Source organism: Starkeya nomas, from assembly GCF_902703545.1.
GTDB classification, from domain to species: Bacteria; Pseudomonadota; Alphaproteobacteria; order Rhizobiales; family Xanthobacteraceae; genus Ancylobacter; species Ancylobacter moscoviensis.
The window spans coordinates 3441331-3458378 of the sequence record NZ_CACSAS010000001.1 but is presented as its reverse complement, the minus strand read 5'-3'; the positions used below and the strand labels follow the sequence as shown (position 1 = coordinate 3458378).

The window sequence follows — 17048 nt, the reverse complement described above, 5'->3', positions numbered from 1 at the left end:
CTTACGCGCCGTCCTCCAGCCAGGTGCGGCCGTCGCGCTCGATCAGGGCGATGGCGGCCGAAGGGCCCCAGGTGCCGGCCGTGTAGGGACGCGGCGGCTCCTTGGCGTTGCGCCACGATTCCAGGATGGGATCGACCCATTTCCATGCCGCCTCCACCTCGTCGCGGCGCATGAACAAGGTCTGGTTGCCGCGCACCACGTCGAGGATGAGGCGCTCATAGGCATCCGGGTTGCGCACCTTGAACGCCTTGGCGAAGCTCATGTCGAGCGGCACATGGGTGAGGCGGATGCCGCCCGGGCCGGGATCCTTGATCATCAGCCACAGCTTCACGCCCTCGTCCGGCTGCAGGCGGATGACGAGCCGGTTCGGCTCGATCGCGCCGACCGTATCGCCGAAGACCGAATGCGGCACCGGGCGGAAGCCGACGACGATCTCCGAGACGCGGGAGGCGAGGCGCTTGCCGGTGCGCAGGTAGAAGGGCACGCCGGCCCAGCGCCAGTTCTCCAGCTCCGCCTTCACGGCGACGAAGGTCTCGGTCTGGCTGGTGGAGGAGCCGAGTTCCTCGAGATAGCCGGGAACCGCCCCGCCGGCCGAGGCGCCGGCGCGATACTGGCCGCGCACAGTGACGGAGGCCATGTTGTGGTCGTCGATGGGCTTGAGCGCCCGCAGAACCTTGAGCTTCTCGTCGCGCACCGCGTCGGCGTCGAGCGAGGAGGGGGGCTCCATGGCGACGAGGCAGAGGAGCTGCAGGATGTGGTTCTGCACCATGTCGCGCATCGCGCCGGCGGTGTCGTAATAGCCGGCGCGCTCCTCGACGCCGAGCGCCTCGGCGACGGTGATCTGCACGTGGTCGATATGGGCGTTGTTCCAGAGCGGCTCGAACAGGGCGTTGGCGAAGCGCAGCGCCATCAGGTTCTGCACCGTCTCCTTCCCGAGATAGTGGTCGATGCGGTAGACGCGCTCTTCCGGGAAGATGCGCCCGACCTGCTCGTTCAGCGCGATGGCGGACTTCAGATCCTTGCCGATCGGCTTCTCGATGACGACACGGCCCTGTTCGGCAAGGCCGTACTTGCCGAGGCGATCGCAGATCGGCCCGAAGAGGTGGGGGGCGGTGGCGAGGTAGTAGACCGGGATGCGATCCCCCGCCGCGACGACGCGGCTCGCCAGTTCCGGCCAGCCCGAATCGGCATCGGCATCGACGGCGACATAGGACAGGCGGGTGAGAAAGCGCTCCACCTCCGGGCCCTGAAGCTCGCTGGCGGGGATGTGGTCGTTCAGCGCCTGACGGGCGAAGGAGCGGAACTCCTCGTCGCTCATCGGCCGGCGCGAGACGCCGATGATCGTGGCCTCGTCGGGAAGCTGGCCGTCGAGATCGCGATGGAACAGCGCCGGAATCAGCTTGCGGCGGGACAGGTCGCCGGTCGCTCCGAAGACCGTCAGTGTAAAGGGAGCCACCGGAATCACGCGACTGGTCATTAAGCAGTGTCTCCTCTTCCGGGCGGGGTGTCGGGCAGATATCGGCCCGCATCGCGGCCGGATTGCGGACGCGGGCGCCATCGTCGGGGAACTCCTAGCAAAAACGATTCCGGGCCGCGAGCGCTCCCGCAACGGCAGATGCCGATGTTCGCGGGGGAGTGCGACGGGCCGATGATGGAGCCGCCCTTCCACGGCCGCCTTCCGGCGGCGTTCCCGGCACGCTGCGACGCAGCAATAAGGCGATAAAGTGGACGCGAAGCGGGCAAAATCGGGCGGCGGCGGCAGGCACAAAGTATTCGGAACAGGATTCCGTTTTTTACGTTGCGGGATACCGGAGGGGAGGGTGCGCCTTATTCCCCAGCCACGGTCCGTCGACGATCGCGGCGGAAGCTTGAAGGAAAAGGCTTTTCCGTCAATGGTTTGCTTAATAAGATATGCGTACGTACATTATGAATAATAATGCATACCAGAATTGGTATGCCAGATACTTAATAATGTAAATACGTAATACCAGTTTACATTGCGACGCAACATTCAACTTTAGAATTATCTCTTGGCTTTGCTGCTGTCTTGGTACAAGTTATTCCACAGAATATCCGGCGGAGAGACACAACAAAGTCGCCGGCTATCGAGGTCTCGCCCCGTCCATGGATGAGAGGCGTGGCCCAACCAGAAAGCCGACCAGAAAACGAGTCGGCCGTTCGCCAAACCCTTTGGGAAGGAAACGCCAAATGAAACACTTCCATGCTCTCGGCCTTGGAGCGGTGACCGCCCTCGGCATGACGGCGCTGTCCATGCTGCCGGCTTCCGCGGCGTGGCAGCCCAACAAGCCGGTCGAGTTCATCGTTCCGGCCGGCACCGGCGGCGGCGCCGACCAGATGGCCCGCACCCTGCAGGGCATCATCGCCAAGCATGACCTCATGCCCACCCAGCTCGTGGTCATCAACAAGTCGGGCGGCGCCGGCGGCGAGGGCTTCCTCGACGTGAAGAGCAGCAAGGGCAATCCGCACAAGATCGTCATCACGCTCTCCAATCTCTTCACCACCCCGCTCGCGACGGGCATTCCCTTCAACTGGAAGGAACTGACCCCGGTCGCCATGCTGGCGCTCGACGAGTTCGTGCTGTGGGTGAACGCCCAGGAGCCCTACAAGACCGCGCAGGAATACGAGGCGGCGATCAAGGCCGCGCCGGACAACACCTTCAAGATGGGCGGCACCGGCTCCAAGCAGGAAGACCAGATCATCACCGTCGCCGTCGAGAAGGCGCTCGGCAAGAAGCTGACCTACATCCCCTACAAGGGCGGCGGCGAAGTGGCGGTGCAGCTCGTCGGCGGTCACATCAATTCCACCGTGAACAACCCGATCGAGGCGGTCTCCCAGTGGCGCGGCGACAAGGTGCGTCCGCTCTGCGTGTTCGACTCCAAGCAGCTCCCGTACACCGACAAGATCCAGGGCGACCTGTCCTGGTCGTCGATCCCGACCTGCAAGTCGGCTGGCCTCGACGTCGAATACCTGATGCTGCGCGGCATCTTCATGCCGCCGGGCGTCAGCGAGGAGCAGGTTGCCTACTTTGTCGACCTGTTCAAGAAGGTCCGCGAGACCCCCGAGTGGCAGCAGCTGATGAAGGACGGCGCCTTCAACCAGACCTTCATGGCCGGCGACGAGTTCAAGGCGTGGCTCGACGGGGCCGAGAAGAACCACAAGGGCCTGATGCAGGAAGCCGGCTTCATCGCCGGCAACTGATGCGCCCCATGACGGCGTGAGCCCGAGCACGGCCGGCCGGATGCCATGGACGGCACCGCCGGCCGCGCGATCCCCGAGCGGATCGCGGACTGAGGGAGCGGCATGTGCCGCGGGAGGCGGGGCCGGGAGTGTCCCCGCCGGGCGACATCGAACGAACGTTTGAGCGGGCTGGCGTCAAGCGTGCCGCCGACGGGCTTCTCCCGCCGGTGGTCCTTGGGCGGGTTTGCCTTTGCGCGGATTTTTCGGAGACATCGTGATGGAACAGGCTCATCAAGGAGCGGGACCGAAGCAGCGTGCCGTCGAGGTCGGCACGGCGCTGCTGACCCTGCTGTTCGGCTTCGTCGTGCTGTACGGCAGCTATCTCGTCGGCGTCGGCTGGGGATCGGACGGCCCGCAGGCCGGCTTCTTTCCCTTCTATATCGGCCTCGCCATTGCCGGCTGCAGCGTGATCAACTTGCTGCAGGCGCTGCGCGAGGACGGGGACGCGCTCTTCGCCGAGTGGGGCCAGCTCGGCCAGGTCCTCAAGGTTCTGATCCCAGCCTGCATCTACGTCGCGCTGGTGCCGTTCCTCGGCATCTATCTCCCGTCGGTGCTGCTGATCGTCGTGTTCATGACCTGGCTCGGCAAGTATGGCTGGCCGCTCTCTCTCGCGGTGGGCTTCGGCGTGCCGGCCTTCTTCTACATGACGCTCGAGCGCTGGTTCCTGATCCCGCTCCCCAAGGGGCCGATCGAGGCGATGCTCGGACTGTGATCACCGAAAGATAGGGGCGGGTCCGGCCGCGGCCGCCTGCCAGGGAAAGCGCCCATGCTCGACAATTTCATCAATCTCTATCACGGCTTCTACATAGCCGGCGATCCGTTCAACATCCTGCTGATGGTGATCGGCATCCTGCTCGGCGTGATCATCGGCGTGCTGCCGGGCCTCGGCGGCGCCAACGGCGTCGCGATCCTGCTGCCGCTGACCTTCTCCATGTCGCCGACCTCGGCGATCATCCTGCTGACCTGCATCTACTGGGGCGCGCTGTTCGGCGGCGCCATCACCTCCGTCCTGTTCAACATCCCGGGCGAGCCGTGGTCGGTGGCCACGACCTTCGACGGCCATCCCATGGCGCGGTCGGGACGGGCGGGCGAGGCGCTTACCGCCGCCTTCACCTCATCCTTCGTCGGCGCCTTCTTCGCGATCGTGATGATCACCATGATCGCGCCGCTGGTGGCCCAGTTCGCGCTGCAGTTCGGCCCGGCCGAGAAGTTCGCGGTGTACTTCCTCGCCTTCGCCTCCTTCGTCGGCATGAGCAAGGAAGCCCCCGCCAAGACCATCGTGTCGATGATGATCGGCTTCGCCCTTGCGGCGGTCGGCCTCGACATGGTGACCGGCCAGCTGCGCCTGACTTTCGGCATCACCGAGCTGCTCAACGGCTTCGACTTCCTCATCGCGGTCATCGGTCTCTTCGGCATCGGCGAGATCCTGCTGACCATGGAGGAGGGCCTGGAGTTCCGCGGCAAGGCGGCGAAGATCGACCCGAAGGTGGTGTGGAAGACCTGGAAGACGCTGCCGCGCTACTGGATGACGTCGCTGCGCTCCTGCATCATCGGCTGCTGGATGGGCATCACGCCGGCCGGCGCGACGCCCGCCTCCTTCATGGCTTATGGCATCGCCAAGCGCGTGTCGAAGAACGGCAAGAACTTCGGCAATGGCGAGATCGAGGGCGTCGTCGCCCCCGAGACCGCCGCGCATGCCGCCGGCACCGCCGCCATGCTGCCGATGCTGGCGCTAGGCGTTCCCGGTTCGCCGACCGCCGCGGTTCTGCTCGGCGGTCTGCTGATCTGGGGTCTCCAGCCCGGCCCGATGCTGTTCGTCGAGCAGGCCGAATTCGTGTGGGGCCTCATCGCCTCCATGTATCTCGGCAACATTGTCGGCCTCATCCTGGTGCTGACGACCGTGCCGCTGTTCGCCTCGATCCTGCGCATCCCCTTCTCGATCATCGCTCCGGTGATCCTGGTGATCTGCGCGATCGGTGCCTACACGGTGAACAACAACGTGTTCGACGTGCTGATGATGATGGTGTTCGGCGTCCTCGGCTATCTGCTGAAGAAGACGAACTACCCGCTCGCTCCGCTGGTGCTGGCAATCGTGCTCGGCGACAGCGCCGAGGAGGCCTTCCGCCAGTCGCTTCTGGCCTCGGGTGGCTCGCTCGCCATCTTCTGGTCGAACCCGCTGGTGTCGTCGATCATGGGAATCGGCATCGTCGCCGGCCTGTGGCCGCTCATCGCCCACCTCTTCAGCAAGCTGCGCGTCACCGCCCAGCCCGCGTGAGGTCGGCCCCAACGATTGCCCGCCGCGCGCCATCCGTGCGGCGGGCTTTAAGCCGAGAGGGCGTTGCTGCGTGCGATGTCTTTCCGGCGCCCAGGCGAAGGGCGGGGTCAATCGCCCTTCCGCCGAGTCCCTCACCCCCGGAGAGGGAGATCGGGCCATCAGCGGTCGCGGGGAAAACCGCCGTCCGAGCCACGCAGCAGAAGGTGGCCGGCATGCGGGACGCGAACCGGTGTTTCGGGGGACGGGAGGCAACGCCAATGTTCTATGCCGATATCAGGCTTCATTCCCGACACGGGGGCCCAAGGCCCGCCACGGGGCACGGGACGGAAGCGTCATGATGAGCGTCGAGGGCACCATCCGCCGGGTGAATGGCGGTGCCGCCAAGCTCTCTGTGGCGCCGCTGGAGGACACCTCCACCTTCAAGAACCGCGCCTATGCCGCGCTGAAGGAGGTGATCGTCTCGCTGAACATCTACGATCAGCCGAACGAGGTGCGGCTCGACGAGCGCCAGCTCGCCCAGAGCCTCGGCGTCAGCCGGACGCCGGTGCGCGAGGCCATGGCGCAGCTCGAACGCGAGGGTTTCGTGCACTCGGTGCCGCGCCGCGGCATCTATGTGGTGCGCAAGACCAAGCGCGAAGTGATCGAGATGATCCAGGTCTGGGCCGCGCTCGAAAGCCTCGCGGCCCGGCTGATCACGATGCACGCCAGTGACGAGGAGATCGCCCGGCTGCGCCAGATGTTCGCCTCCTTCGAGGAGGGGCAGGACGCGCCCCACGCGAAGCTCGACGAGTATTCCGAGGTGAACATCCAGTTCCACCAGACGATCATCGCCATGGGCGGCAACGGCATCCTGGTCAATCTGGCCGAGAACCTGTTCACCCATATGCGGATGATCCGCCGCAAGACCATCGGCGAGGAGGACCGGGCCGACCGCTCGATCCAGGATCATCTGGCCATCATCCAGGCACTTGAAGCGCGCGATACGGCGGGCGCTGAGGTGCTGGTGCGCAACCACGCGCTCGGCCTTGCCGACCACGTGGCGCGCTTCGCCGACTATCTCGAATAGGCGCCATCCCGCGGGCGCGAGCCCCGGACCGTGCGTCAGGGTTCAGTTCCCCAACCTCGTCCCCGGCGGGTTCCTCGACCCCGCCGGGTCTTTTTTGTCTGGGAACGTGCGCGGCGCGGTTCGACTTCCGCTCCGGAAAAGCCGTCCTCGCGACTGTGGCGTCGCTGCACCGGCTGTCAGTGATGTATCGCGCGCGAGAGGCCGGCCGTTGCGCGACGGGAACGTTTACGTTACCCACCTTTCAAGGGCCTCTGCCGGGCCCTATCCCACTCTCTGGTTCATCCGCCACGCCGCAGGGGAGCCCGTCGGCATGCTGCGCTCGTTGACCGATTTCATCGCCGAGATCGCCGGAGGCGGCCGCGAGGCCGTCAGCTTCGCGGAGAACGACTACCGGCTGGCGGCCGCCGCCCTGCTGGTGCACGTCGTGACGATCGACGGGGTGATTGGTGCCGACGAGATGAGCAAGCTGCGCGGCATCCTCGCCACCCGCTTCAGCCTGACAGAAGACGAGGCCGAACGGCTGCTGGAAGCGGCGATCGCGCGCGACGCCGAGGCGGTCGACCTCTATGCCTTCACCAGCGTGCTCAACCGGGCGATGGACGAGGAAGGCCGCAAGCGCGTGGTCGAGATGATGTTCGAGGTCGCCTATGCCGATGGCGGGCTGACCGAATTCGAGGATAATCTGGTCTGGCGGGCGGCCGAGCTGCTCAATGTCAGCTCGCGGGATCGGGTGGCGATCCGCAAGCGGGTGCGCGACGAAGCGGACGATTGAGGTTCCGCCTCCGCACGCCGGTGGGCTCGAAGCCCGGCCGGCGAAGCGACGGCTTGAACCTGTTGCCAATCCGTGGCGTCATCCTTGCTTGCCGGATTTACGAGACGAATCGCAACCGCTTCCCGGCAACGTGCCTCACCCTGACGCCATGGCTTCCGCTTCTCCTCCGCTTCCCGTGCTGATCGTGCTCCACCAGGAGCATTCCTCCCCCGGTCGGGTCGGGAGGCTTCTGGCCGAGCGCGGGCATCGGCTCGACATCCGGCGTCCCTGCCTGGGCGACGAACTTCCGGAGACGCTGGAGAAGCATGCCGGCGCGGTGGTGTTCGGTGGGCCGCAGAGCGCCAATGACTGCCATGACTATGTGCGGGCGGAGATCGACTGGATCGGCGTTCCGCTCAGCGAGGGCAAGCCCTATCTCGGGATCTGCCTCGGCGCCCAGATGCTGGCGCGCCATCTCGGCGCCCGGGTCGCTCCGCACCCGGAGGGGCTCGTCGAGATCGGCTACTACCCGATCCGCGCCACAGCCGCCGGCACCGCCCTGCTCGGGCGCACCGAGGGCGCGGCGGATGGAGAGGGGCTGGACTGCCTGTGGCCCGATCACGTCTATCACTGGCACCGCGAGGGTTTCGAGCTCGCCACCGGCGCAGAACTACTGGCGGAAGGCCCGACTTTCCCGAATCAGGCCTTCCGTTTCGGGCCGTCGGCCTATGGTATCCAGTTCCACCCCGAGGTGACGCATCACATGATGTGCCGCTGGACGGTCCGGGGCAGCGAGCGGCTGGACCTGCCCGGCGCCCGCCCGCCGCGCGCGCATTTCCTTGACCGGCTGCAGCACGACGGGCGCATCCGCCTGTGGCTCGACGCCTTCATCGATCACTGGCTCGCCGGTGGCCCCGTCGCCGCGCGCTGACGATGGCCGGGATTGGCAAGCATCCGAAGCAGATCGCTGTCGACGGCATGAAAAAGCCGCGCTGAAGCGATCAGCGCGGCTTTTCTTCAACTCACAAGCTGCCGGACGTCCTCAGGACGTCCGGATCACCCGATCAGGCCACCTTCTTGGCGCGGCCGCGACCCTTGGCGGGAGCGGGAGCGACGGGCTTCTTGCGCTGCTGGCCGAGGCCCATCTTCTTGGCGAGGTTGGAGCGCGCCTCAGCATAGCTCGGAGCGACCATCGGATAGTCGTTCGGCAAGCCCCACTTCGCGCGGTATTCCTCGGGCGTCATGTTGTACTTCGTCCGCAGATGACGCTTGAGCGACTTGAACTTCAGGCCGTCTTCCAGGCAGACGATATATTCCGGCGTCACCGACTTCTTGACCGGAACCGCCGGCTTCAGGACCTCTTCCACGACGGCCGGGACCGGGGCGGACAGTCGAAGCAGGGCGCCGTGCACCTTGGCGATCAGATCGGGAAGCTCGGCGGCGGGAACCGAATTGTTGCCGACAAAGGCAGCAACGACATCAGCGGTGAGGCCGAGATAGTCGACCGACGAGCTTTCCTGCTCCGACATTTATTTCCTCCATCGAGAACCTACTGCGATTTAGCACCAAATTGGAAAAGGTCAATCAGCAATCGTCAAGCAGTTGCGCCGGATAGTAGATCAAATTCTCGCTTGGAAGCAAAAAATACCACCTCATCTGCTGTGTTCGAGCGGTCTTGGCAGGCGGATGAAGGCTAGCGGGACGATCAGTGGGAAGTGCGGGACGAATTCAGGCATATCAACGGCTCGAAGGCCCTCGATGACGACATGTTGCCAAAATATAGGAGGTTTTGAATAATTTGCAGGGCGTCCCGGGTAGGTGCAAAAGCTCGTTATTTGATAATAAAACGCGGGGATTATCAGAAACGCATTCTTGCGCCCCTCGGGGCAGTGGATGCCTGCACAGCCAGGGCAAGGACGTCGGAAGTGGTTTGCTCGAATCAGTCGTAGATGTGATCGAAGAAGGCGCGTTCCAGCACGACGGCGCGACGAAAGAAGGCCGTGGCGACCGCTCTGCCCGGTTCGTCCTCTGCCGCACCCACGCGGTCCAGTTCGCCGCGCAACCAGGTCACGAAGCCCCGGAAGCCGTCATTGTTGTGCAGCGTGATCCACTCGGCATGGATGAAATCCGCCGGAGGCAGGGCGCCGGGACGGTCGGCCCAGGACAGATAGAGCCATTCCGCCACGGTGAGGACGGCAAGGCAGCTCGCATAGTGGCGGCTGGCGGCGGCTTCCCTCATCAGCGCCTGAAAGCCGGTCGTCGGTGCGGTCAGGACGGGATGCTCGCGTTCCGCCGCGGGAACGCCGAGCGCGTCGAAGGAGCGCTGGAAATAGGTATTCTCGTCGCTGGTGATCATTGCCGCGAACTGGGCGAACCGGATGCGCGACTCGAAGCGATCGGCCGTGGCGATGGCCATGCCGAGCAGAGCGACGAAGCCGTCGATGAACTGGTAGTCCTGTGTCAGGTAACGGCGCATGACGTCGGGAGTCACGGTGCCCCGGAATATCTCGTCGACGAAGCGATGACCGACGGCGGCGTTCCAGTCGTCCGCGTTCTCGCCGCGCAGGCGCTCGCTGAAGCCCATCTCGTCCTCCCTGACGGCCGATTTTCCGAATCGGCTGGCGTTCTAGGGCGCGAGGGAAGCCACGTCGAGAGCGGGCGGCGCTACATGCGCACGGTTTGGCCGCCATCGACCACGAGAACATGCCCGTTGACGAAGGAGGCCTCGTCGGAGGCGAGGAAGACGGCGGCGGCGCCGATCTCGTGCGGGCGGCCCCAGCGGCCGACCGGTACGCGGATGTCGACGAAGGCGGAGAAGTCGGCGTTGTCGACGAGGCCCTGGTTGGTCTCCGTGGCGAACATGCCCGGCGCGATGGCGTTGCTGGTGATGCCCTCGCGCGCATAGTCCACGGCGAGCGCGCGCATCAGCCCGGTCAGTCCGGCCTTGGCGGCGGTGTAGACGGGGTCGTGCCGGTTGGCGACATGGCCGGCGATGGAAGTGACGGTGATCAGCCGGCCATGCCGGTGAGCCACCATCCGCTCGGCGGCCTCGCGGGCCAGCATCATCGGGGCGACGAGGTCGGTGGCGATGAGCGCTCCCGCCTCCTCCGGCGAGAAATCCTTTAGCGGCCTGCGGTCGCGAGCGCCGACATTGTTGACGAGGATATCGAGACGGCCCTGATCGCGGACGATGGCGGCGATCGCCTCGCGGCCAGCGGCGGTGTCGGCGATGTCGAAGGGGGCGATGGCGACCGGGCGGCCCGTCGCCGCCTCAATGGCCGCTGCTGCCTGCCGTAACCGTTCCGCATCGCGCCCGTTGATCGCTACATGCGCGCCGGCGGCGGCGAGGGATCGCGCCATCTCGAAGCCGAGGCCGCGACCGGCGCCGGTGACAAGAGCGGTGCGGCCGTCGAGACGGAAGGGGGCGGTAGTGTCGTTCATTGGGGGCGCCTGGAGGTGAGGAGGGCGAATCGCCGTCACTCTGGCGCGGCGTGTTGCCGGGCGCCACCCGTTAGCAACGCGGAAAAGGGAGGATGTGGGACCGCATGCCCGCGCCCAAGGGCATTCGGCCCAAGGGCATTCGGGTGGGGGACGGCCGTCCTCGACGCGAAAAGGCGCAGCTCTGCCGGCTACGCCTCCTCTCGTGCATCTGCGGTGGGGGGCAGATCCCGTTGTCAGTGCCCGCGCGCATAGGAATTGATCGTCGATTGCCAGCGAATGGCCGCATCGCCGTTGAGCGCGGCCTGGTTTATCGGGCCGGTCGCCGCCGTGTGCTGCCGCAGCCAGGGAAAGGTCGGTGGAGCATATTGGGTTTGCGCATGTGCCGTGATCGGCGTTGCAAGCGGTATGGCGAGTGCCGTGCCGAGCGCGACAAGCGCGATGATCTTGCTGTGGTCCATCATCGTCGTGCCTCAACAAACACGCACCCCAGCGGGCGCCATCATACACGGACGTCCGATGCAGGCACGTACTTCCATGTAATCCCCAAGGTGATCAACCTTAAGAGGAGGGGGAAAGTTAGTTTATGGCCAGGTAAGCCGTTTGGTCGATCCGGATATCCCGCACATATACGCGAGCGGCGGGACTTTTTCGGTCCGGCTCAGGACAGGTCGGTCACGGCGTGGTAGCGGCGGCTGAAATAGATGAGCCCTTCCCGCCCGCCGCCCTCGGCGAGGCCGACCACCTCGCAGAACAGCACGTCATGCGTGCCGACCTCGACCGTGCGCACGATGCGGCAGTCGAAGGCGACGACCGCACCGACCAGGATCGGCGCGCCGGTGGCGGAGGTGTGCCACTGGCCGGCGGCGAAGCGCTCCTCGGCGGGCGTGCGGCCCCCGAACAGGTTGGACAGAGCCTCGTGGCCGGCGGCCAGCGTGTTGACGCAGACCACGCCGTTGGCGTGCACCGCATGGGCGGCCGACGAGCTCTTGTTGAGGCAGACCAGAAGCGTCGGCGGGCTGTCGGTGACCGAGCACACCGCCGAGGCGGTGAAGCCGGCGCGCCCGCCCGGCCCGTCGGTGGTGACGATGGTCACCGCCGCGCCGAGCCGCGCCATGGCGTCGCGATACTGCTCGCGGGTGATGGCCGGCGCCTTGGTGGAGCCGGAAATCGTCTCGTCGAGCGGCGCGGATGTGCCCATGCCCGTCTCCTTCTGCCGGCAGCGGCCGGCCTGTCACGCGGGGCGCGGCTCAGGCGCCCCGCCTCGCGTCAGAATTCGCGCAGATTGTCGCGCAGCAGCTGGTGCTTGTATTCGGTGCGCACAAGGCCGCGCTGCTGCAGCTCAGGCACCAGCCCGTCGCAGATCTCGGTGATGTAGCGGCGCGAGACGCGCAGCACCGGCGTGGTGATGAGGAAGCCGTCGCCGCCGACCTCCGCCATCGCCTCGCCCATCTTCTCGGCGACCTGCGCCGGCGTGCCGATCAGCTCCATGGAGGAGACGAGGCCGCCGCCGCCATCGGCCGCCAGCTGGCGCAGCGTCTTGCCGCTTCCCCACTGCTGGAACTTGTCGAGCGTGCCGGATTCGCCGTTGGTCACCAGCTTCTCCGGCAGCGGCTTGTCGAGGTCGTACTGGGCGAAGTCGATCTCGGTGATGGCGGAGATGGAGATCAGCACGTCGGTGGCGAAATTGTCCGACATGGTGACGTTCTCATAGCGGGCGCGCGCCTCGGCTTCGGTCTCGCCGAGGCTCGGCGTGATGCAGAAGAACACCTTTATGTCGTCCGGGTTGCGGCCGATCTTCTCGGCGCGGGCACGGATGTCGGCGCGGAACGCCTTCATGCCCTCGACGCCGTTCGCCACCGAGACGATGGCGTCGGCATGCTGGGCGGCGAAGTCGCGCCCGCGCGGCGAGGCGCCGGCCTGCAGGTAGACCGGGCGGCGCTGCGGCGAGGGCACGGTGTTGAGCGGCCCGCGCACCTTGTAGAACTGCCCGTCATGATCGACGGTGTGGACCTTCGACCCGTCGGCATAGATGCCGTTCTTGCGGTCGAGCACCACGGCGTCCGGCTCCCAACTGTCGAACAGCTTGCCGACCACTTCCATGTACTCGTCCGCCATGGCGTAGCGGTCCTCGCGCGGCGGCAGCTGGTCCATGCCGAAATTCTTCGCCATCAGGTCTTCCGCACTGGTCACGACGTTCCAGCCGAAGCGGCCCTTGGTCAGGCTGTCGATGGTGGAGGACAGGCGCGCCAGCATGAAGGGCGGGTAGGCCATGGTCGACATGGTGGCGACCACGCCGAGATGCCTGGTGGCCATGCCCATGGCGACGGCGAGCGGCGCCGGATCGGCCTTCGGCACCATCATGGCGTGCTTGAGCGAGAGGTCGCGCGAGCCGCCATAGGTCTCCGGCACCATCAGCTTGTCCTCGATCATGATGAGGTCGAAGCAGGCGCGCTCCATCGCCTGGGCCATCTCGATGTAGAACTGCCCGTCCCACGGATTGCCGCCCTGCCCGAAGGGCTCGCGCCACTCGTCGGGCGTGAAGTTCATGAACCAGGCGAGGTGGAAGCGCTTGTCGGCCATTGCAGTCAGTCCTTCACGAGCGCCGGGACGAGGGCGTCGTCCTGCGGCAGGGAACGTCCGGAAACGAGGGTGAGGCGCGCCCGCTCGCGCTCCGCCTCGAACAGCCGGGATTCGCGCACGCTGCGGCACTTGGCTTCGAAGTCGGAGACGATGGTGGCGCCGAAGCGCTCGGGCGCCTGCGGGTCGGTACGGCGGCGATCCACCGCCACGACGCGGGTGCCGAGCAGGAAGGCTTCGGGAAGGTCATGCGTGACCATGACGATGGTCATGCGGTTCTCCTCCCACAGCTCGCCGACCAGCTCGTGCATGGATTTGCGCGTGCCGGGGTCGAGGGCGCCGAAGGGTTCGTCGAGCAGGAGCACCTTGGGCTTCATGATCAGCGCCTGTGCTAGGGCGAGGCGCTGCTGCATGCCACCCGAAAGCTGCGCGGGATATTTGGCCGCGTGCTCGGCGAGGCCGACCCGCGCCAAGAGCGCCATGGCCCGTTCCTCCAGCGCCCGGCGGCGGGCGCCGAAGAGGCGGCCGAGGATGGGCGAAGCGGCCCATTGCGGGCCCATCATGACGTTGCCCAGCACGGTCCTATGCGGGAACACCGAGTAGCGCTGGAACACCACGCCGCGGTCGGCGGTGGGCTCGGCGGCGATCGGCTCGCCGTCGATCAGGATTCTTCCGCGCGTCGGCATCTCCTGGCTGAGCAGCATGCGCAGCAGCGTGGTCTTGCCGACGCCCGAGGGGCCGATGATGACGAGGAATTCGTGGTCGTCGAGCGCGAGGTTCACGCGCTCGAGCACGACGTGCTCGCCATATTCCTTCCAGATGTTGTCGAAGACGATCGTGGTCATTCAGGCCGCCTTGATCCGATCCCAGGGATAGGCGGCGGCGGCGAGGCGGCGCAGCGCATAGTCCATGAGGAAGGCGAGCAGGGTGATCCAGATCACGTAGGGGAGGATCACGTCCATCGCGAGATAGCGACGCACCAGGAAGATGCGGTAGCCGAGCCCGCCCTCGGCGGTGATCGCTTCCGCCGCGATGACGAACAGCCAGGCGGCGCCGAGCGAAAGGCGGACGGAGTCGATCAGGCGCGGCATCACCTGCGGCAGCACCACGCCGGTGATCATCTGCCAGGTCGAGGCACCGAGCGTCTGTGCCTTGATGATCTGCTCGGTGGGGATGGCCGAGACCCGCAGCATCACGTCGCGGATGATGAAGGGCGCGATGCCGAAGACGATCAGCACGATCTTGGACACCTCGCCGAGGCCGAACAGGATGAACAGGATCGGCAGCACCGCCAGCGGCGGGATCAGCGAGAAGGCGGCGAAGAACGGCTCGAAGGTCGAGCGCAGATAGGGGATGAAGCCGACCACGATGCCGAGCACCAGCCCCAGCAGCGCCGAGATGCCGAGGCCGAGGAAGAGCCGCCAGAGGCTGAGCCAGGTATCCCACCACAGCAAGTATTGCTTCGTGGCGACGTCAAGCGTCGTCGCCATGCGCACCATGGTCGCCCAGAAGGTGGCGAGGCTCGGCATCAGCTTGTCGGCCGGCTCGACCGCGAGACGGGCGTTGGAGGCGAGGAGATAGACCGCCAGAGCGAGGATGAAGGGCAGGGACGCGAGGATCAGCCGGACGCCCGGGCGGGGCACGTAATTGATGATGCGGCGCATGAGGGCCTTCCGTGCGGACGGTGCGGGGGCCTTGGAGCGGAGGGCGCGCCGGACCGGCAGGGAGCCGGCGCGCCGGGGATCGGGGGCGGGAAAGCCTCAGAGCTTCCCGTCGGCGGCTTCCTTGGTGAAGCTCGCATTCACCCGCAGCTTGATGTTCGCCTTGTCGCCGAGCACCGTGCCGTCGGCGACCTCGATGCCGATGGAGTCGACGCTCGTCGCGCCCTGGCCGAACAGGCCCTGCTGGAAGCAGAAGGTGCGGATGCTGTTCCAGATCTTCGCGTTCTCGGGCGATAGCAGGAAGCTGGCGGCCTCGCCGGCGGTGTAGAAGAAGTGGGTGGTGTCGAGCTGGGCCTGCAGGCCGCTCGCATCCGTGCCCATGGCGCTGGTCATCACCGCGCGCATTTCCTCGGCGGGGGCGCCGCCGGCCTTGAGGATGCCGAGCGCCTCATACCAGGCACCGACCACCGCCTTTGCGAAGTCCGGATTGTCCTTCAGCGTCTGCGTGTTGCCGATGAACACGTCCATGATCTCGCCGGGGATCTTGGAGCTGTCGAACAGGTTGGTCGTGCCCTTGACCTTGAGCATGTCCTCGGTCAGCGGTTTCCACGACACCGCGTGCTTCATCGCGTCCTGCGAGACGAAGGCGGCGGAGATCTCGGCATCCGAGATGTTCACCGTCTTGGCGGCGGTGGGATCGTCGATGCCGGCGAGCTGCAGCGCCCGGTTCAGCAGGTAGTGCGAGACGGAATACTGCAGCAGGTACACGTCCTGCCCGGCGAGTTCCTTCACCTCCTTGGCCGACTTGGAGACGACGATGTCGTTGCCGTTCGAATAGTCGGTGATGAGGAAGATGGAGGTGTCGACGCCGCCGGCCGCCGGCATCGTCAGGCCGTCCATGCTGGCCACGCCGACCGCGTCGATCTCACCGGCGATGAACTGGTTGATGCTGCCGACATAGTCGTTGGCCTGGATGATCTCGACGTCGATGCCGTACTTGTCCGCCCATTTCTTCATGAGGCCGGACGACTTCAGATAGGCGAACGGCATGAAGCCGATATAGACGGTGTAGGCGACCTTGAAACTTTTCTTGGGCGCGGCCTGTGCCGCGGGCATTCCCGAGAGAACGGCGGCGGCGAGGCCGGCGAAGACGACGGCGGCCCTGAAAATACGCTTCATGAGGGGTGGCTCCGGTCGCTGAAAAGGGCTGGACCGGATTATTAAACGGTGACTTAATATGATTAGGCAAGCCCAACAAATGGGCACGCATAGCATATGAGCAAGGCAGAAAATTCCGTACAAATACGGAGGAAACGCATGGCCGCACGACCGGCGCGCAAGCGCCTCCAGCCCGCCGAGCGGCGGGGAATGATCCTCGACGAAGCGTTGAGATTGTTCGCCGAGCGCCACTTCTCCGTGGTCACGGTGCGCGACATCGCGCTGGTCTGCGACATCAATGTCGGGCTGCTCTACCACTACTTCGACAACAAGGACGACCTCGTGCGCCGCGCCCTTGGGCACGCGATCGAGCAGCTCATGATCGGATATGAGCAGCGCCGCGCCGCCGGGCTGGCGCCGCTGGCGGAGATCCTCGCCTGGCTCGACGCCCACGTGGAACTGGCGCCCACGCTCGCCCTCATGGTCAAGCTGATGTCGGACTATGCGAGCTCGGGCCTGCGCGACGCGGAGGTCGATGCGCTCATCGCCGGTTTCTACGGCCGCGAGAAGCAGCTTCTGGAGGAGGCCCTGCAGCGCGGCGTGGAGAGCGGCGAATTCGCTCCCGTCGACATCGCGCGCACCGCGCGGCGCATCGGGTTGATACTGGACGGCATCTTCTACGCCTCGGCCAGCCGTGGTGACGACCGGATCGTCGAGGACATCCTCGACCTCGCCGATTTCGTGCGCACCACGCTGGGCGTTCCCGCCGAGGCGGTGGCCTGAGCCGGCGGCGGAGATATCACCCGGCAAAGTTCTGGCGAAACGGTCAGCCTGTCACGGATAGGTGATTAGATGATGGCC

At 65.9% G+C, this 17048-nt stretch carries 17 protein-coding genes; 7 read left to right on the top strand and 10 right to left on the bottom strand.

Annotated elements, in window-relative coordinates; translation table 11 throughout:
- Nucleotide 1 precedes the first annotated feature (1 nt).
- On the bottom strand, nt 2-1477 hold the full coding sequence (gene zwf, locus STARVERO_RS16470; protein ID WP_159600114.1) for a glucose-6-phosphate dehydrogenase: 1476 nt from the start codon (nt 1475-1477) through the stop codon (nt 2-4).
- A 731-nt stretch (nt 1478-2208) separates the two neighbouring features.
- Here zwf and STARVERO_RS16465 point away from each other — a divergent pair.
- From STARVERO_RS16465 to STARVERO_RS16440, 6 genes are all read left to right on the top strand, one after another.
- A complete protein-coding gene (locus STARVERO_RS16465; RefSeq protein WP_144340986.1) occupies nt 2209-3219 on the top strand; it encodes a Bug family tripartite tricarboxylate transporter substrate binding protein in 1011 nt (336 codons plus the stop codon).
- Nucleotides 3220-3475: 256 nt separating this feature from the next.
- Nucleotides 3476-3970 (top strand): tripartite tricarboxylate transporter TctB family protein, encoded by a 495-nt coding sequence (locus STARVERO_RS16460; protein WP_144340985.1) that lies wholly within the window; start codon nt 3476-3478, stop codon nt 3968-3970.
- A 54-nt stretch (nt 3971-4024) separates the two neighbouring features.
- Entirely contained in the window at nt 4025-5533 is a 1509-nt protein-coding gene (locus STARVERO_RS16455) for a tripartite tricarboxylate transporter permease (protein WP_144340984.1), read from the top strand.
- Between the two features lie 334 nt (nt 5534-5867).
- Nucleotides 5868-6599: a GntR family transcriptional regulator gene (locus STARVERO_RS16450; protein ID WP_144340983.1), complete on the top strand. Its 732-nt coding sequence runs from the start codon at nt 5868-5870 to the stop codon at nt 6597-6599.
- A gap of 310 nt (nt 6600-6909) precedes the next feature.
- Nucleotides 6910-7371, top strand: a complete 462-nt coding sequence (locus STARVERO_RS16445; protein ID WP_144340982.1) for a tellurite resistance TerB family protein — start codon at nt 6910-6912, stop codon at nt 7369-7371.
- A 148-nt stretch (nt 7372-7519) separates the two neighbouring features.
- Nucleotides 7520-8281 carry a glutamine amidotransferase gene (locus tag STARVERO_RS16440; RefSeq protein ID WP_159600112.1) on the top strand — a complete coding sequence of 254 codons (762 nt, stop codon included), beginning with the start codon at nt 7520-7522 and terminating at the stop codon, nt 8279-8281.
- Nucleotides 8282-8414: 133 nt separating this feature from the next.
- On the opposite strand, the gene STARVERO_RS16435 is transcribed toward STARVERO_RS16440, so the two are convergent.
- The 9 genes from STARVERO_RS16435 to STARVERO_RS16395 all read right to left on the bottom strand — a co-directional run bounded on the left by STARVERO_RS16435 (nt 8415) and on the right by STARVERO_RS16395 (nt 16208).
- Entirely contained in the window at nt 8415-8879 is a 465-nt protein-coding gene (locus STARVERO_RS16435) for a Ros/MucR family transcriptional regulator (protein ID WP_144340980.1), read from the bottom strand.
- Nucleotides 8880-9289: 410 nt separating this feature from the next.
- Nucleotides 9290-9934: a TenA family protein gene (locus STARVERO_RS16430; protein WP_159600110.1), complete on the bottom strand. Its 645-nt coding sequence runs from the start codon at nt 9932-9934 to the stop codon at nt 9290-9292.
- Nucleotides 9935-10014: 80 nt separating this feature from the next.
- On the bottom strand, nt 10015-10791 hold the full coding sequence (locus tag STARVERO_RS16425) for an SDR family oxidoreductase (RefSeq protein ID WP_159600108.1): 777 nt from the start codon (nt 10789-10791) through the stop codon (nt 10015-10017).
- Nucleotides 10792-11024: 233 nt separating this feature from the next.
- On the bottom strand, nt 11025-11252 hold the full coding sequence (locus STARVERO_RS16420; RefSeq protein ID WP_159600106.1) for a hypothetical protein: 228 nt from the start codon (nt 11250-11252) through the stop codon (nt 11025-11027).
- A gap of 197 nt (nt 11253-11449) precedes the next feature.
- On the bottom strand, nt 11450-11905 hold the full coding sequence (locus STARVERO_RS16415; protein ID WP_244616920.1) for a flavin reductase: 456 nt from the start codon (nt 11903-11905) through the stop codon (nt 11450-11452).
- Between the two features lie 152 nt (nt 11906-12057).
- The gene (locus tag STARVERO_RS16410) at nt 12058-13371 is read right to left on the bottom strand and encodes an NtaA/DmoA family FMN-dependent monooxygenase (RefSeq protein WP_159600102.1); all 1314 of its coding nucleotides are present in this window, start codon (nt 13369-13371) and stop codon (nt 12058-12060) included.
- 5 nt (nt 13372-13376) lie between these two features.
- Nucleotides 13377-14213: an ABC transporter ATP-binding protein gene (locus STARVERO_RS16405; RefSeq protein ID WP_159600100.1), complete on the bottom strand. Its 837-nt coding sequence runs from the start codon at nt 14211-14213 to the stop codon at nt 13377-13379.
- Nucleotides 14214-15032: an ABC transporter permease gene (locus STARVERO_RS16400; RefSeq protein ID WP_159600098.1), complete on the bottom strand. Its 819-nt coding sequence runs from the start codon at nt 15030-15032 to the stop codon at nt 14214-14216. It abuts the gene before it with no gap.
- Nucleotides 15033-15128: 96 nt separating this feature from the next.
- Nucleotides 15129-16208, bottom strand: coding sequence for a putative urea ABC transporter substrate-binding protein (locus tag STARVERO_RS16395; protein WP_159600096.1), 1080 nt, complete (start codon nt 16206-16208; stop codon nt 15129-15131).
- A 138-nt stretch (nt 16209-16346) separates the two neighbouring features.
- Between STARVERO_RS16395 and STARVERO_RS16390 the strand changes: the two genes are divergently transcribed.
- Entirely contained in the window at nt 16347-16970 is a 624-nt protein-coding gene (locus STARVERO_RS16390; RefSeq protein ID WP_159600094.1) for a TetR/AcrR family transcriptional regulator, read from the top strand.
- Nucleotides 16971-17048: the final 78 nt, after the last annotated feature.

Bases quoted from the DNA above. Each gene is read 5' to 3' on its own strand.
- zwf (WP_159600114.1), bottom strand. From the start codon at position 1,477: ATGACCAGTCGCGTGATTCCGGTGGCTCCCTTTACACTGACGGTCTTC.
- STARVERO_RS16405 (WP_159600100.1), bottom strand. From the start codon at position 14,213: ATGACCACGATCGTCTTCGACAACATCTGGAAGGAATATGGCGAGCAC.
- STARVERO_RS16395 (WP_159600096.1), bottom strand. From the start codon at position 16,208: ATGAAGCGTATTTTCAGGGCCGCCGTCGTCTTCGCCGGCCTCGCCGCC.
- STARVERO_RS16450 (WP_144340983.1), top strand. From the start codon at position 5,868: ATGATGAGCGTCGAGGGCACCATCCGCCGGGTGAATGGCGGTGCCGCC.
- STARVERO_RS16445 (WP_144340982.1), top strand. From the start codon at position 6,910: ATGCTGCGCTCGTTGACCGATTTCATCGCCGAGATCGCCGGAGGCGGC.
- STARVERO_RS16455 (WP_144340984.1), top strand. From the start codon at position 4,025: ATGCTCGACAATTTCATCAATCTCTATCACGGCTTCTACATAGCCGGC.
- STARVERO_RS16430 (WP_159600110.1), bottom strand. From the start codon at position 9,934: ATGGGCTTCAGCGAGCGCCTGCGCGGCGAGAACGCGGACGACTGGAAC.
- STARVERO_RS16460 (WP_144340985.1), top strand. From the start codon at position 3,476: ATGGAACAGGCTCATCAAGGAGCGGGACCGAAGCAGCGTGCCGTCGAG.
- STARVERO_RS16400 (WP_159600098.1), bottom strand. From the start codon at position 15,032: ATGCGCCGCATCATCAATTACGTGCCCCGCCCGGGCGTCCGGCTGATC.
- STARVERO_RS16435 (WP_144340980.1), bottom strand. From the start codon at position 8,879: ATGTCGGAGCAGGAAAGCTCGTCGGTCGACTATCTCGGCCTCACCGCT.
- STARVERO_RS16440 (WP_159600112.1), top strand. From the start codon at position 7,520: ATGGCTTCCGCTTCTCCTCCGCTTCCCGTGCTGATCGTGCTCCACCAG.
- STARVERO_RS16420 (WP_159600106.1), bottom strand. From the start codon at position 11,252: ATGATGGACCACAGCAAGATCATCGCGCTTGTCGCGCTCGGCACGGCA.
- STARVERO_RS16425 (WP_159600108.1), bottom strand. From the start codon at position 10,791: ATGAACGACACTACCGCCCCCTTCCGTCTCGACGGCCGCACCGCTCTT.
- STARVERO_RS16415 (WP_244616920.1), bottom strand. From the start codon at position 11,905: ATGGCGCGGCTCGGCGCGGCGGTGACCATCGTCACCACCGACGGGCCG.
- STARVERO_RS16465 (WP_144340986.1), top strand. From the start codon at position 2,209: ATGAAACACTTCCATGCTCTCGGCCTTGGAGCGGTGACCGCCCTCGGC.
- STARVERO_RS16410 (WP_159600102.1), bottom strand. From the start codon at position 13,371: ATGGCCGACAAGCGCTTCCACCTCGCCTGGTTCATGAACTTCACGCCC.
- STARVERO_RS16390 (WP_159600094.1), top strand. From the start codon at position 16,347: ATGGCCGCACGACCGGCGCGCAAGCGCCTCCAGCCCGCCGAGCGGCGG.